14 protein-coding genes and 3 pseudogenes are annotated in these 14,677 nt (G+C 57.2%); 8 read left to right on the top strand and 9 right to left on the bottom strand.

The genetic code is table 11. The annotated features are described in order from the left end of the window. Window positions 1–59 precede the first annotated feature (59 nt). Window positions 60–365 carry an Lpp/OprI family alanine-zipper lipoprotein gene (locus JCM12296_RS02330; RefSeq protein ID WP_213183079.1) on the top strand — a complete coding sequence of 102 codons (306 nt, stop codon included), beginning with the start codon at window positions 60–62 and terminating at the stop codon, window positions 363–365. 100 nt (window positions 366–465) lie between these two features. Next, the gene (locus JCM12296_RS02325; RefSeq protein ID WP_213183077.1) at window positions 466–1,452 is read left to right on the top strand and encodes a L,D-transpeptidase family protein; all 987 of its coding nucleotides are present in this window, start codon (window positions 466–468) and stop codon (window positions 1,450–1,452) included. Window positions 1,453–1,473: 21 nt separating this feature from the next. Here JCM12296_RS02325 and JCM12296_RS02320 read toward each other — a convergent pair whose 3' ends face one another. Both JCM12296_RS02320 and arsB read right to left on the bottom strand, forming a co-directional pair. Beyond that, window positions 1,474–2,070: a hypothetical protein gene (locus JCM12296_RS02320; RefSeq protein WP_054689367.1), complete on the bottom strand. Its 597-nt coding sequence runs from the start codon at window positions 2,068–2,070 to the stop codon at window positions 1,474–1,476. A 37-nt stretch (window positions 2,071–2,107) separates the two neighbouring features. Then, window positions 2,108–3,039 (bottom strand): annotated as a pseudogene (gene arsB, locus JCM12296_RS02315) (ACR3 family arsenite efflux transporter). 521 nt (window positions 3,040–3,560) lie between these two features. On the opposite strand from arsB, the gene JCM12296_RS02310 reads away from it, so the two are divergent. The 3 genes from JCM12296_RS02310 (at window position 3,561) to JCM12296_RS46960 (ending at window position 5,217) form a co-directional block, all read left to right on the top strand. Further along, window positions 3,561–4,331 carry a ParA family protein gene (locus JCM12296_RS02310; protein ID WP_054689365.1) on the top strand — a complete coding sequence of 257 codons (771 nt, stop codon included), beginning with the start codon at window positions 3,561–3,563 and terminating at the stop codon, window positions 4,329–4,331. 191 nt (window positions 4,332–4,522) lie between these two features. After that, complete coding sequence (locus tag JCM12296_RS02305) at window positions 4,523–5,047, top strand: FKBP-type peptidyl-prolyl cis-trans isomerase N-terminal domain-containing protein (protein WP_281491906.1); 525 nt, start codon at window positions 4,523–4,525, stop codon at window positions 5,045–5,047. After that, the gene (locus JCM12296_RS46960) at window positions 5,044–5,217 is read left to right on the top strand and encodes an FKBP-type peptidyl-prolyl cis-trans isomerase (RefSeq protein WP_281491905.1); all 174 of its coding nucleotides are present in this window, start codon (window positions 5,044–5,046) and stop codon (window positions 5,215–5,217) included. The genes JCM12296_RS02305 and JCM12296_RS46960 overlap by 4 nt, the downstream gene beginning before the upstream one ends. Window positions 5,218–5,340: 123 nt before the next feature. On the opposite strand, the gene JCM12296_RS02300 is transcribed toward JCM12296_RS46960, so the two are convergent. The 3 genes and pseudogenes from JCM12296_RS02300 to JCM12296_RS43250 all read right to left on the bottom strand — a co-directional run. After that, window positions 5,341–5,718 carry a 4Fe-4S dicluster domain-containing protein gene (locus JCM12296_RS02300; protein ID WP_054689364.1) on the bottom strand — a complete coding sequence of 126 codons (378 nt, stop codon included), beginning with the start codon at window positions 5,716–5,718 and terminating at the stop codon, window positions 5,341–5,343. Continuing rightward, window positions 5,709–6,799 (bottom strand): annotated as a pseudogene (locus JCM12296_RS43255) (aldehyde ferredoxin oxidoreductase C-terminal domain-containing protein). Before JCM12296_RS43255 ends, JCM12296_RS02300 begins: the two are co-directional and overlap by 10 nt. Before the next feature lie 203 nt (window positions 6,800–7,002). After that, window positions 7,003–7,593 (bottom strand): annotated as a pseudogene (locus tag JCM12296_RS43250) (aldehyde ferredoxin oxidoreductase N-terminal domain-containing protein); the annotation flags it as partial. Between the two features lie 262 nt (window positions 7,594–7,855). Between JCM12296_RS43250 and JCM12296_RS02285 the strand changes: the two are divergent. Next, on the top strand, window positions 7,856–9,403 hold the full coding sequence (locus JCM12296_RS02285) for a sigma-54 interaction domain-containing protein (protein WP_054689359.1): 1,548 nt from the start codon (window positions 7,856–7,858) through the stop codon (window positions 9,401–9,403). On the opposite strand, the gene JCM12296_RS02280 is transcribed toward JCM12296_RS02285, so the two are convergent. From JCM12296_RS02280 to JCM12296_RS02270, 3 genes are all read right to left on the bottom strand, one after another. Next, the gene (locus JCM12296_RS02280; protein ID WP_054689357.1) at window positions 9,400–10,236 is read right to left on the bottom strand and encodes a DUF3656 domain-containing protein; all 837 of its coding nucleotides are present in this window, start codon (window positions 10,234–10,236) and stop codon (window positions 9,400–9,402) included. The genes JCM12296_RS02285 and JCM12296_RS02280 overlap by 4 nt on opposite strands. Further along, on the bottom strand, window positions 10,152–11,309 hold the full coding sequence (locus tag JCM12296_RS02275) for a peptidase U32 family protein (RefSeq protein WP_054689355.1): 1,158 nt from the start codon (window positions 11,307–11,309) through the stop codon (window positions 10,152–10,154). The genes JCM12296_RS02280 and JCM12296_RS02275 overlap by 85 nt, the downstream gene beginning before the upstream one ends. 272 nt (window positions 11,310–11,581) lie before the next feature. Then, window positions 11,582–12,181 carry a GPR1/FUN34/YaaH family transporter gene (locus tag JCM12296_RS02270; RefSeq protein WP_054689354.1) on the bottom strand — a complete coding sequence of 200 codons (600 nt, stop codon included), beginning with the start codon at window positions 12,179–12,181 and terminating at the stop codon, window positions 11,582–11,584. 389 nt (window positions 12,182–12,570) lie between these two features. Between JCM12296_RS02270 and JCM12296_RS02265 the strand changes: the two genes are divergently transcribed. Together JCM12296_RS02265 and JCM12296_RS41225 are read left to right on the top strand one after the other, a co-directional pair. Then, on the top strand, window positions 12,571–14,265 hold the full coding sequence (locus tag JCM12296_RS02265) for a diguanylate cyclase (RefSeq protein WP_054689352.1): 1,695 nt from the start codon (window positions 12,571–12,573) through the stop codon (window positions 14,263–14,265). Next, the gene (locus JCM12296_RS41225) at window positions 14,262–14,399 is read left to right on the top strand and encodes a GGDEF domain-containing protein (protein ID WP_157067311.1); all 138 of its coding nucleotides are present in this window, start codon (window positions 14,262–14,264) and stop codon (window positions 14,397–14,399) included. Before JCM12296_RS02265 ends, JCM12296_RS41225 begins: the two co-directional genes overlap by 4 nt. Before the next feature lie 14 nt (window positions 14,400–14,413). On the opposite strand, the gene JCM12296_RS02260 is transcribed toward JCM12296_RS41225, so the two are convergent. Next, on the bottom strand, window positions 14,414–14,677 hold a 264-nt coding region (locus JCM12296_RS02260), incomplete at its 5' end, for a nicotinate-nucleotide--dimethylbenzimidazole phosphoribosyltransferase (protein ID WP_172683733.1).

Raw genomic sequence — 14,677 nt, 5'->3', positions numbered from 1 at the left:
TACGGCATATCACGGTCACTGTTATGGTGAGACAAACCCGAAAGAAGAGGAGGTAACGGATGATGAGAAAAGGTCTATGGATGGTTTCGGTAATGCTTGTTCTGGGATTCGCTGTGGGGGGCTGTGCCACGAAAAGTGATCTCAAGGACATGCAGGCACGGGAAATGGCGATCAGCATGAAGGCGGACCAAGCGGCCCAGGATGCCCAGGCCGCCAAGGCGGCGGCTGACGAGGCCCTGACGAAAGCCAATGAGGCCACGGCGCGTGCCGAGGCTGCCGAACAAAGGGCTCAGGAAAGAGAGCGTATCGCCGATGAAAAGATAAGACAGGCCGATGCGATTTTTCAGAAATCGATGACGAAGTAAATAAACCGAAGGGAAGCGGCCGGTCCGATAACCGGCCGCTTCTTTGTTCTCCATGCTCTGCACGGCGCGCACGACAAAGACATTTGGAATAGGACGGGTTTTGCGATCATCGACCATATCGTCAACACACACGCTGGCAGGTACCGGCAAGCGGTTGAATGGGACATTCTGGTTTCAGCGCCCGTTTTTCCTAAGTACCGTGCTGGCCGTTTTTCTTATTTCCGGATGTAGCCATGATAGCCTGAAGCCTACGGTCGAATCGGTCTACCAAAAGGCCAACACCTTGTTCGCCCAGGGAGATTACGCGGCCGCACTCGGTCAATACGAGAAACTTCTCGCAAAAGCGCCCAAGACGGTGGACCGGGTGCTTTTCGAGATAGGGATAATTTACACCTATCCTGAAAACAACCGCAAGGATTATGGTCGGGCACTGGAATACTTTAGAAAAATAATTGATGAGCATCCGAAAAGCGCATATCGGCGCGACAGCCAGATGATGATGCTTCAGATCCAGAATGTCATCACCAAGGATAACCTGATTGCAGAACAGCGAACACAGCTCGACGCCTACCGCCGACAGATCGATGCTCGGGAAAATGAGATCATCGCGTTGCGGCAAAGGGTGGGAACCCTTGAACAGAAGGTCTTCGAACTTTGGACCGAGCCGGTGGACAAGGTCCTGATCGAAAAGAAAGAACGCCGGCTCACCTTGATTTCAAACGGCGAGGCGATCAAAATCTACAAGATCTCCCTCGGCGGCAACCCGGTCGGCCCGAAAGAAAGGCAGGGCGACCAAAAAACGCCGGAGGGGACTTACACCATCGTGTCGAGAAACCGGCACAGCGACTACCACCTCTCTCTTCGTATTTCCTACCCAAATGAAAAAGATGTCAAGCGGGCCAAGGAACTGGGCGTTTCTCCAGGCGGCGATATCATGATCCATGGCATGAAGAACGGTTGCTCCTGGCTTGGCGGCGTTCACACTGAGATCGACTGGACCAACGGCTGTATCGCCATGACCGACAAGGAGATCGAGGAGGTCTCCCGGTTGGTGCACAACGGGACACTTGTCGAGATAAAGCCATAACGCCCGTCCCAGCTTCTTGCTTTACGCCTGAATGTTCGCCCTGAGAAGGGAGAGCCCCTCCTCCCGGGCTTTGAGAATGGTTTTCAGATGGATGTCATGGAATTCCGGTCGCGGTAGAATGTGCGCGTTGAGCGCCTTTCGATAGCGCAGGTATTCATCCTTTGCCGAGATGTTCGGCATGACTTTTTCGGTGTAAAGGAAGTCGTCAATCGGCCCGTTTTTCCCGTTTGGGTTGCCTTGGGAAAGATCCACCCGGTGTCCTTCAAAAACCAGGAAGCAGTGGACCATCGGCAGATAGGGGAGCCGGTGCCGGTCCAGGATCCGTTGTGCTCCCGTGACCAGCGACTCCGTCATGGCATAAATGCCGATGTTCTTGTCGATGGCGATCTCCAGCTCGGCCGCCAATGTGGCGATGACTGCATGCTTGGTGGTGCAACTGCCTTTTTTCTCCTTGAACAGGATCATCGGCTCGTCCCGGTCGGCGTTGTAGCCATAGGGCAATTCATGTACGTAGCGGCAGGCATGATGGAAATCGGCAATGCCCATATCCATGAAGGTGCGCGCCATTGCCCCTTTATCCACAATCGGTTTGTCGGGGAATATCGTATACGGTTCCATTTTTTTCCGTTTCTTTGGGTTGCGCCATCAACCCGCATCAGGTGGGCTTGTTCAACCCCTCCGGACGGTGGCGGACATGGCAGACACCGGTCACCGTATTGACGGCATGGGGAAAATACTTTCGTTTGAACCAGAAGGCGGCATTCACCAGGCTGATCAGCACCGGCACCTCGACCAGCGGACCGATCACCGCCGCGAACGCCTGGCCGGAGTCGATGCCGAACACGGCCACGGCTACGGCGATGGCGAGTTCAAAATTATTGGAGGCGGCAGTGAAGCTCAACGTGGCGGACTGCTCATAGGTGGCCCCGACGTTCATCGACAGATAAAAGGAAACGAAAAACATCACCACAAAATAGATGCAAAGGGGAATGGCGATGCGCAATACGTCCAGGGGAACGTGCACGATGTGTTCGCCTTTGAGGGAGAACATCACCAAGATGGTGAACAGCAGTGCGATCAATGTGATGGGGCTGATTTTGGGGATGAATGTCTCTTCGTACCACTGCCTGCCTTTAAACCGCAGACCGATAAAGCGCGATGCCATGCCACCGATGAAGGGGATGCCCAGGTAGATAAAAACGCTCTCGGCAATTTGCGCCATGGAGATATTGACGACCAGCCCCTGCAGGCCAAACCACCCTGGCAGTACCGTGATGAACACATAGGCGTAGACCGAAAAAACAGGACCTGGAAAATGGAATTGAATGCCACCAGCCCCGCGCAGTATTCACGGTCTCCGGCTGCCAAATCGTTCCAGACGATCACCATGGCGATGCAACGGGCCAGTCCAATTAGAATCAAACCGGACATGTACGCGTGGTGACCGGAAAGAAAGGCCATGGCCAACAGGAACATCAATATCGGTCCGATGACCCAGTTTTGAATCAAGGAAAGGACCAGCACCTTGGTGTTGCGGAACACCCGTGGCAGCTGTTCGTATTTCACCTTGGCCAGCGGTGGGTACATCATCAGGATCAGCCCGATGGCAATGGGGATGTTGGTGGTCCCCACCTGAAAATGGTCAACCACCTTTCGGACGCCGGGGAATAGAAACCCGCCGATAACACCGGCAAACATCGCCAGAAAGATCCAGAGCGTCAGGAACCGATCAAGGAAGGAGAGATTTCGGGTCCGTGAATCAGCCATGGCAGTGTTCCTCATCGGACTGAACGGCCAGCCGGCAGTCCAGTTTTTCTCGATCCGTTTTGATCAAACGTGCATTTTTAAGCAGAAACAAATGCTTGGATACCGTATGGTAAATGTCGGCAGACCATTGTCAAGGTGCTTTTTCATCAGTGTCGTATCTGTGGATGCAGAACAGGGTTGCCGTGGGGCTGTTGAAAATGGTCAACGGCTGCGTGCCGATGGATCGCGAACGGTTTTGCAAACGCCTTGTATCTTAGCCTGTTTTGCGATAATGAAATATTACCATTCCGTATCTTCCAATAATCTGACACTGATTTCATCAAACACGTTGGAAAGGGCCTATGCGCAGGGTAGTTTTCAACCAGAAAGGCGGTGTTGGTAAGACGACCATTGCCTGTAATTTGGCGGCGCTTAGTGCTGCCGCCGGGCAGAGGACCCTTTTGGTCGATTTGGATCCCCAGGCGAACTCCACGCAATATCTACTCGGCGATCAAGCGGATGCGCTGGAGCTGACATTGGCGGATTATTACCAAGAGACCCTCAGTTTTACCTGGTTCCCCAAAGAAGTCGGCGCCTACGTGCATGCCACGCCCATAGACCAGCTGTCCCTCTTGCCTGCCCATGAAATGCTCGGCGAGATGATGTCGCGCCTGGAATCGCGATATAAAATCGGAAAACTGAAAGATGTCCTGGATCAATTGGACGCATATGATGCCGTCTATATCGATACTCCCCCCGCCTTCAATTTCTATACCCTTTCGGCGCTCATAGCCGCTGACCGTTGTCTGATTCCCTTTGATTGTGACGATTTTTCGCGACGTGCGCTGTATCAACTCCTCAATCGCGTTCGTGAAGTCCAGCAGGACCACAACCGCAACCTGGATGTCGAGGGTATCGTCGTCAATCACTTTCAGGAGCGCGCCAACTTGCCCAGAACATTGGTTGCGGAGCTTGCCGAAGAAGGATTGCCCATTCTACAAACCCGGTTGTCGCATTCGGTGATCATCCGCGAATCCCACCAACATGCCATCCCTGTGGTCAATTATGCGCCCAATCATAAGCTGGCCGAACAGTTCAGATCTTTATTTAACGAATTGAATGGAGAGAAATAGGCGTTTTCGGCCTCAGCCGGAAAGCCATGGAAGAAAAAAGCCCCTTGTCGGTATTGTCAAGAATTTAAATCGCCTTGACAGTTATGCATTCAACAGGCACAGTCATTGGGTTGACAATGTTGACCATACCCAATGCGTTGCGAAGTCCTAAACAGCAACGCAACCCATTTACCCGAAGAAAGGAAACAGAAATGAAGCAATTTGTCGGTGCCGTTCTGGCGGTCGCTCTGATGGCCGGGCTTGGCATGGCGGCGGAAAACAAGGTCGAGCTGAAAAGCACCAAGGACAAGGTCAGCTATGCCATCGGCGCGCGGATCGCCCAGGATTTGTCTCGGCAGAAACTCGATCTCACGCCGGAAATGGTTGCCGCAGGGCTCAAGGATGCCATGGCCGGCGGCAAGATGCTGCTGACCGAGGAGGAATCCCGCACCGTTTTGATGGACTTCCAGAAAGAACTCATGGCGGCCCGAGAAGCCGAAATGAAGGCCGTCGGCGAGAAGAATGCCAAGGAAGGCAAAGCCTTTCTGGCGGCAAATGCCAAGAAAAAAGGCGTCGTCACCCTGCCCAGCGGCTTGCAGTACAAGATTATCACCAAGGGCAAGGGAAACTCCCCGGGAAAAGACGATACGGTGACGGTCAACTATCGGGGCACGCTGATTGATGGCAAGGAGTTTGACAGTTCCTACAAACGCGGGAAGCCGGCGACTTTCCGGTGAAAGGCGTGATTCCCGGCTGGACCGAGGCGTTGCAGTTGATGAAGGAAGGTTCCAAGTGGGAGCTCTTTATCCCGGCCGACCTGGCTTACGGCGAACGCGGTGCCGGCGATGCCATCGGCCCCAATGCGACCTTGGTGTTTGAGGTGGAGTTGATGTCGATCAAGAAATGATCGATTCGTAAATTATCGTCCTTTCGATTGTCCTTTCCTGGGCCGACTGCAGGTGGCGGAGACCCCTCGCCGGCGGCCCAGGTTTTTTTATTTCTTCTTCGGTGTGGTAGAGAGGCTTTTCGTTCAGGCGGCCAGGCCCAAGGCGCCGGTCGGGCAGCTTTTGACGCATTCGGGATCCCCGCCGCACAGGTTGCAGTGAACCAGTTGGTCGCCGTGGGCAAACAGGGCGCCAAAGGCGCAATCCACTTGGCGTTGATGCGCGTTTGACCAGAAAAAGGCTTGCCTCAAATCCGCGTTCGTTTCCATGCCCTCTGATTTCAAGCAGCTCATTTTCTTGCACTGCCGGCAGACCACCGGCTGATGGCGTTCGTAGTCCAGATGCCCCAGTTTCACGCGGATGGCCGACGCCTCCCGCTGTACCTGGCCGGAATGGACCAACGAGCAGGTGACTTCACAGATCAGGCAGCCCGTGCATTTGGTTTTGTCGATTTTTACGCGCATTGGGACACCTCCTCGCAGACGAATGCATCCAGGTTCAACCGACCGAGGGTCGCCTGGGTGGGAATGCCGATTTCATCCCAGCCGTGGAGCTGGTAGTAGTCATCCAACAGCGTCTCGAATTTTTCCCTGTCGATGTGCTCTCCCCGGGTGGGGCCGTCGGGAATCGGTTGGTCGTAGTACAGATTCGGCAGGTAGTCATCCTTGCGCGAGATACCTTCCCGGTTGATGAACAGTCTTTCCGTGGTATAGATCCTCTCCCCTAGTGCGTACAGGTCCTGATCGGTCATCTCCAAGCCCAGGATCTTTTGCAGCAGCTTGCAGATATCGACGTAGCCGATGGCGTTGATGCTGCTGAAAACGCCGGCCAGGCGGCAGATGCCCACCGAGTCGGTCACCGCATTGAACAATTCGTGCCACCACACCATGCGGGCCTTGCCGGTGTAATCCTTGAAGTCCTTGCCCACATCGCCGCCGTAGAACTTGTTGAGCAGGTCTCTGGGATAGTTGACCACATCGGCGGAGGGCCGGCTGCGCATGTGGCAGGTTCCCCGGGTGGCCACGGCCAGCCCGAAGGCCAGCGCTTGGCCGCCCGCTCGTCGGTCATTTCGATGGAGACGTTCTTGATGGTCAACAGGTGCTTGCGAGCTTCGGCGGGAAGCCGGTTCAAGGCGAAGCTGCCCTCGGCCACGACATCGCCATAACCGTTTCGATAAACCGTGTCGGTGAGCAGCCGTTCGATGGCGTTATGGTCGCCCCAGGTGAGGGCATATCCCACATCGTCCTGGGTGATGATGCCTTTTTCATACAAGGTGAAGGCGAATCCCAGGTAGTTGCCGCCGGAGATGGTATCGACACCATACTGGTTGCACAACTCGGACAGATAGACCACCGAGGATAGATCCAGGTTGCCCAGGGTCGGTCCCATGGATGCAATACTGGCATATTCGGGGCCTTCCCCCTTGGTGCCCTTGAACCGTCCCTCCTTGATTTCAAAACGATGGCGGCAATGGACGGGGCAGCCGAAGCAGGAGTTCGAGCCCTTGCCCATCTTGGCTTTGAAGTTTTCGGCATATAGATCCATGCTTGGTCGCCCACGGTGGTTTTCTGGTGGTAGCGATAGCTGGTCCATCCCCGGCTGTTGGCATTTTTAAAGAGGATCGGCGTGCCATACGTGCCCAGGGCCTTGCCCCAGGCGCTGCTGGTGGACTTGGTGTTGGTTTCCCGCAGAAGATCGATATAGCCTCTGGGATCATGGATGGAAAAGGGCGTGTTGCCGCGCACGGTGACCGCCTTGAGCCGTTTGGAGCCCATCAGGGCGCCCAGGCCGGTTCGGCCGGCGGCGTTTTTGGGACCGGTGATCAGGCAGGCGAAACGGACCCGGTTTTCCCCGGCCGGGCCGATGCACATGGTCTGAACCCGGTCGTCGCGAAGTTCTTCCCGGATCATGGCCTGGGTCTCGCCGGTTTGCTTGCCCCACAAATGGGCGGCGTTGACAAAGGCGATGTTCTCGTTTTCGATATACAGATAGACCGGCGTGGGACTTTTCCCGGTGATCACCAGATGGCTGAAGCCGGTGCCGGCCAGTTCCGCGCCGAAATAGCCGCCCACGTTGGAGTCGCCGAGATAACCGCTTTCGGGGGATTTGCCGGAGACGTTCATCCGCCCGCCCAGCACCCCGGTCAGCAGGCCGGCGCCGAAGATCAGCGGGCTGTCGGCGTCGAAGGGATCGATGCCCCGGGGCGCCAGATGGGTCAGGTAGTACATGTTCAACCCCCGGCCGCCGAAAAAATGTTTTCTCAGATCCAGGGGGACGTCCTGGATATCGACTTCATGGGTGGTCAGATTGATGAAGGCGGTTTTTCGGTTCAGTGGCATATCAATGGCTCCATGGTTGCTGGTGAACGAAGGGGCATGCAATCAAAACAGGAAAGATCAGCGCTTTATTCTGTCATTTGCCAGGGGATGTAGCTATTTCCATGCCATTTTGATAGTGTAGTTAAATCAAATATTTATTTATGTGTATGCGAACATTCATCAAATATAACGACTATGTTTGTTTAATATCGTGAAATTCACCATATATCATGATATGTTGGATGGGCTCTGAAACCGATCGAGGCGCTCGGGAGACACACGCATGTCCGTGAATGAAAACGAATTTTTCCGTCAGGCCACGCTTCACCTGTGCAGCAGCCTGGATATCGGAAAAGCCATGCAGCGCTGTCTGCGGTTTATCGAAGCCTTCATGCCGGTGTCCTGGATGTCCCTTTACCTGTACGAGGAAGAGACCGGCCGGCTGTTCAACCTGGCCACCGTATCCCGCCGGGGAAGCGTCCCGCCACTGCCGCCGATCGCCCTGCCCAAGGAGGCGATCATCCAGATTGAGGGTGAATTCGCCAAGTGGCAGGAGGTGAAAATCGTCGACAGCCCGGAACATGATGCGGTTTCCCGGACCGTTTATCAGCAAACCGGAAAGGCCAATATCTCCCTTCTGGTCATGCGGCTGGTCATCGAAGACAAGCGCCTGGGCGCGCTGACGGTGATTGCCGAGGAGAAAAACGGCTATCGCCGGTCCCACGCCGAGCTTCTCGGCCTTCTGCGCAAGCCTTTTGATATCGCCGTGTCCAATGCGGTCCGCTACATGGAAATGGTCAAGCTCAAGGACATGCTGGATGCGGAAAACCGGGAACTGAACCGGGCGCTTTTCCATCGTTCGACGGATGACGTCATGGGGGCCGACACGGGATTGAAGGGGGTGATGGAGATGGTGCGTCAGGTGGCGCCGCTGGACAGCCCGGCCATGCTCCTGGGGGAGACCGGTGTGGGCAAGGAGGTGATCGCCAACGTAATCCACTATTCCTCGCCGCGCCAAAACGGACCCTTCATCAAGGTGAATTGCGGCGCGATTCCGGAAACCCTGTTTGACAGCGAGCTGTTCGGTCATGAAAAGGGCGCCTTTACCGGTGCCGTTGCCCTCAAACGCGGCTATTTCGAAAGGGCCCATGCGGGCAGCCTTTTCCTGGATGAAATCGGGGAGCTTCCCCTGCAGGCCCAGGTGCGCCTGCTCAGGGTTTTGCAAACCAAGGAGGTCAACCGCGTGGGCGGATCACGCCCCATCCCGGTGGATGTGCGCATCATCACGGCCACCCATCAAAACCTCGAAGCGATGATCAAGACCCGACAGTTTCGCGAGGATTTGTGGTTCCGGCTGAACATCTTTCCCATTACCATTCCGCCCTTGCGGCACCGCAAGGCGGACATCCCCACGCTTTTTCACCATTTTCTGCAGAAAAAAGCCCGGGAACTGGGCATCCACCACCTGCCACAGGTCACGGCCACGGCCATCCAGCGGCTTCAGGCCTATCCCTGGCCGGGCAACGTCAGGGAACTGGAGAATCTGGTGGAGCGAACCCTCATTCGCAGCCAGGGGCGCGATGCAAATGGGCTGTCGGAAATCGAATCCCTGAGCGGATTCGAGCCCGCCCCGCCGCTTTCGTCGCCGGATGACCCGGATCCCGCGGTACTGGCTCTGGATTTGGCCATGGCGGAGCATATCCGGCGGGTACTGCGGATGACCAAGGGCAAAATCTACGGTCCGGGCGGGGCTGCCGAATTGCTGGACATCAATCCCAACACGCTGCGCAGCCGTATGCGAAAATTGAGTATTCCTTTTGGGCGGGTTTAGTCGCGGCCGTGACGCCGGCCGGGTTTTCGGACGCGTCCATTGAAAACGACGTGCATGCGGCAGCGCTGGCAGTCGAATTCCAGGCGATAGCGATGGCGGCCGTCGTCGATTTGCAGCGGCTCCGGCAGGGGGTTGTCCTTCCCCGATGTTTTGAGGCAGGCGTCCAATTGGTGCCGGATGCAGTAACGGGTGGTCATCACGGTTTTTCCGGCAGGATCGGCAAGGGTCTCGAAGGCCGGTTCCATGCGCCGGACCCCGTGACGCCGGTAGAACGCCCGGGCGTGCGCGTTGAGGATATTGGCCGTGAAGGTCAATTCCTTTTCCGGATAGGGGACCGCGTTGGTCGCTGGGGCGGCGGTCCAGACCGGGAGGGCCTGCAGCCGGGCCCGGGTATGCTGGTCAAGGGCCTCGCGCCGCATGGCGTTCAAGGTGCCGATGGGAATGAACCCGGGCGCTGCCGGCTCAACGGTCACCCGGGTGACCGTGTAGGGCGTATCGCCGGTGCGGGACAGTTGGGTGACGATCTGCTCGCCCATGCGATCCGGGTGCTTGGCCGGATCGAAGGCCAAGTGCTGCTTGAATTGGCTGCGGTGGGCGTCTTCATCCACCACGGTCAGGCAAATCCCGTCCGCGTCCTGCTTGAAATCGATGGTAATGGAAATTTTCCGCTGGGCCGAAGCCTTCTTCAAGACCCGTGAAAAGGCGTGGTCGTGATTGCGGAAGAGGCGCGTGCCGACCCTGAGTCCCTTCATGGCGTTGGGGTAGATGCGCTGCTCCAGGACCCGCTCGACCCGAAAGCCGACCAGGGTTTTCGCCTGGGTGAAGAAGCACAACCCGTCCCCGTTTTCAAGGACGCGCCGCGCATGCGAAAGAAATCCTGGCCCACGGCGGTAACGGTGCCCACCGGCTGTCCGGTGGCCTTTTGGGTGTCCAGGGAGGCGATCTTCTCATCGCGTCCGTTAATGAAATAAGACGTATAACCGCGGTTGAAAGTGCGGTCCAGATCCGGCGTGAAGTTGTACGTCACGTCACCGGAAGAGGGCCGGCCGAACGACGGGTTGGCCGCGATAAAGCGGTCGATGGCCGTCCGGTAGGCGGCAACCACATTCTTCACGTAGTCGATCTCCTTCAGCCGTCCCTCGATTTTGAAGGAGGTGATCCCGGCCGCCACCAGATCGGCAATGCACCCGGAGAGGTTCAGATCCTTGAGCGAAAGCAAAAACCGTCGGTCCACCACTGTTCTGCCGGAACCGTCGGTCAGGGTGTAGCGGCTGCGGCAGGGCTGGGCGCAGACCCCACGGTTGCCGCTTCTTTGGGTGACGGCCTGACTCATGTAGCATTGCCCGCTGTAGGCCACGCACAGGGCGCCATGGACAAAAGTTTCCAATTCCACCTTGGTTTGCCGGCGGATCTCCCCGATCTCCGTTAGGGCGAGTTCCCTGGCCAGGATCACCCGGCTGAAGCCCACCGCTTCGAGAAATCGGACCTTTTCAGCCGTGGCGTTGTGCATCTGAGTGCTGGCGATCAGCGGGATGGGCGGCAGGTCCAGCTCCAGCAGCCCCACATCCTGAATGATCAGGCCATCCGCGCCCATGTCGAAGACCGCCTGGATGATATCACGCGCCAGGGGGATTTCGGCATCGGTGAGGATCGTGTTCAGGGCCACGTAGACCTTGGCGGAATAAAGATGCGCGTGACGGATCAGCCGGGCGATATCCGCCGCTTGGCTTCCGGCCTCCGCCCGGGCGCTGAATCGGGCGCCGATATAGACTGCATCGGCGCCATGTCGATGGCGGCCATGCCGATGGCGGCCGTCTTGGCCGGGGCGAGCAATTCCAATGGGGTGGTCATCGGATCCATTTCTCGTGCAGCCGGTGATGGATCGGGATGGGGATCGATCCGGCAAAACAGATTTTCACTTCTCCATCTCCCAACAACGGTATGGGTTACGCAACACGCCAGGCCGCATGAAGGCCCGACCGGTGACTTCTACCGCAAAGCCCCATGAAAAGCCAGGCAGATAGGTGCGATCTTGCGATATCATCCCGGAAAACGTGGATGGAGACAAATGAAAGGATGTTCAGGGCGGGGAGGCTGCGGGGTGATGCGCGACGGGCGCGGCGTTCAGCGTGGATGGCGTGTCCGCCGCGCCCGTTTAAAAAACGATTGAATTGGCGATTATTTGACGATCGAGCCGAAGGTCGGCAGCACCATGCGGCCGAAGACATGGTTATTGACCATGGCGGCCACCAGGTAGATGCCCACCCAGCCGGAAGCATAGAGCAGATAGCCCACCAGCGGTTTCAGGGTGGCTTCGAGAATGCCCATGTCCAGACCGACGATCAACCACAAAACGACATCGAGCAAGAGCACCAGAACGAAAAGGGGCAGGGGGCTTTTCAGATAGGCCGGTGTGACGGCGGTCAGAAAGGAGGCGCCGGCCATCCAGCAGAAGCCTTCGACCATGGATTCCGGCTTGACGCTGCCGACGACACCTGACAGCATGAGGTATTTCGACAGAACCGAAAGCGCCGCTCCGAACATGAAGAACGCGGCAAAGAAAAGGAAGACATTGCCGCCGGTCATGTTGTGATCCTTGAGCTCCATGACGGCAACGGTGTATTGCACCACGCCGCCGCCAACCAACCAGGCGGCCAGAAGCGGGAAACCGCCAAGCGACACCTTGCCGGTGAATACCGCGCCGAATCCAAAACAAGCCACTGCCAAAGCGCCAAGCCCTGCCGGTCCGGGAGTAACAAAGGTGTGTTCATTCGACATCGCAATACTCCTTGGTAGAAAAGGGTTAGAGGGGGAAAAGCATTTGTCTGCTATCGTTGTCTACCCGGCCACGGGCAGCGCATAAATCGCCAAGGTCAATTTTTTTGAAGATGGGTGGTGCGAAAAAACGAAGCACAACGACTGACGACCTGTTTGATTCCTTCCAGGAACGACCCTATCTCAAACGCCGGTTGGCGACAATCGGATCGGACCTGAAAATGGATTAAGAAAATGACTGATGGGTTGTAGGTTGTTAACCTATGCGGGCATATGGCGCATGCCGATCTTTGGGTATTTGCTTCTCCGTTGACGTGCGTGTCCGGTCGATCGTATGATCATTGTCTGGCGTCGAATGGCTTTTGATTATCCCAATGAATTAAGGGAAAACCATGCCTTCAACAAAAATCATGGCCGCAGCCCTTCGGTTGGCCCGCAAGACAGGCTGGATCGCTGTCCTTATCGCGGCCTTGGGGATCGCGGTTGACTTGGCGCTCATGCACTTTTTCACCGATAAGCATCGCACTCAGCAGGAAAATGGGGTGACACTCGAACTCGCCGCTTTACGGGCGCGTATCGAGGGACAATTAAACAACGATTTGTATCTTGTCTTTGGCATGGCCGCGCATATCGCCGTTGATACCGATATTTCCGCGAACCGTTTCGATCGCTTGAGTCGGGAATTGGAGAGCAAAAGCCCCTCCTTGCGGCATATCGCCGTCGCGCCTGATTTCATTATCCGATACGTCTACCCACTGAAAGGCAACGCGTCCGTCCTTGGAATGAATTACCGGTCAGTTCCCGATCAGTGGCAGGCGGCCCTGGCGGTGAAGGAATCCGGGCATCCGATTCTCGCGGGCCCCTTGAATTTGGTTCAGGGGGGCTATGACTTGGTGGTCCGGGTCCCGGTGATATTGACCGATACGGGTGCGTTCTGGGGCCTGGTATCGGCGGTGATCGATTTTGAGGGACTGCTTCGAACGGTCGGCCTTGAACCGGCGTCCCGTACCTTGCAGGTCGCCATTCGCGGCAAGGATGGAAGAGGCGAAAAGGGCGAGATCTTCTGGGGCGGGAAGTCGCTTTTTGAGAAAAAGACCCGGGCGGTGACCATGATGGTCGTGCTCGCTTCCGGGATGGGGACATGGCAGATCGCGGCCATCCCCACATCCGGTTGGATCGTGGTGACACCCTACCGGTGGACGATTCACCTTTCCGTCCTGGCCATTGCCGTTTTGGCCCTGCTGACCACGATCGCCCGTTACCACGGCAAACGCAAATTGATCGAAAGCGAAAAACGGCTGAAAAGCATGAGCCAGGCCAGTCATGACGCATTGATCATGATCGATGACAATAGCCGGATCACCTTTTGGAATCCGGCTGCCGAGGCGATGTTCGGATATACGGAGGCCGAAGCCCTGGGGAAGGATCTGCATCAGATGCTGGCGGTCCCGGAAGATGCCGGGAAGGCCCGAATCGGCATGCGGCATTTTGCCAAAACCGGAATGGGACCGGTGGTCAGCAGTGTTACGGAAATGGTGGCGGTCCGCAAAACAGGAGCGGTTTTTCCCGTCGAGCGTGCCGTGGCGCCATTTCAACTGGAAGGACGATGGTATGCTGTCGGCAGCGTGCGCGATATCACCACCCGCAAGGAGGCCGAGCAGAAACTCACGCGCCTCGCCACCACGGATTCCCTGACCGGATTGTTCAACCGCCGCCATTACATGGAACGGGCCGAGGCCCAGCACCGGCAGGCGCTTCGCTACCGGCAGCCGTTCAGCGTTATCATGTTCGACCTTGACCACTTCAAGCGGATCAACGACACGTATGGCCATGACACGGGCGACAACGTTTTGTCAACGGTGGCCGAGACGGCTCGGGGGGTGATGCGTGGCACGGATATCCTCGGCAGACTTGGCGGCGAGGAGTTTGCCATCGCCATGCCCCAGACCGATCTTGGTAAAGCCGTTGCCGCGGCGGAGCGGTTGCGGGCCGGTATCATGGCGGCCGCGGTTGAGACGTCCCAGGGTGCCGTGCGGTTTACCACCAGCATCGGGGTCGCGCTTCGGAGGAGACGCTCGCCACCTTGATGCAGCAGGCCGACAAGGCCCTTTACAACGCCAAGCACGGCGGCCGCAACCGCGTGGCGGTTTTTGATGCGGCATCTTCCGGTTCGGGGAAGGGCCCCATGCAACCAGAAGGCAAGACCAACACAACGTCCTGACCGCCGGTGGCTTCTCAAGGGGACTGGCGTCTGGAAACCCCGGCTTCGTCAAAGGTCGCCATCTCACACATGATCCGGCAGGCGGCCTCGACCATGTCGATGGTCAGGGCCGCGCCGGTACCCTCTCCCAAACGCAGGTCCAGGTCGATGACCGGTTTGAGTCCCATTTTCTCCAGGGCGGCCGCCTGGGCGGCCTCCACCGACCGGTGGCCGCTGATCAGGTACCCCACCACCTTCGGTTCGATCAGATAGGCAATCAGGCCGGCGGCCGTGGAGAT

The sequence above is a fragment of the Desulfosarcina cetonica JCM 12296 genome (assembly GCF_001311845.1).
Classification (GTDB): Bacteria; Desulfobacterota; Desulfobacteria; order Desulfobacterales; family Desulfosarcinaceae; genus Desulfosarcina; species Desulfosarcina cetonica.
This window is presented reverse-complemented; position numbering and strand designations above follow the sequence as displayed.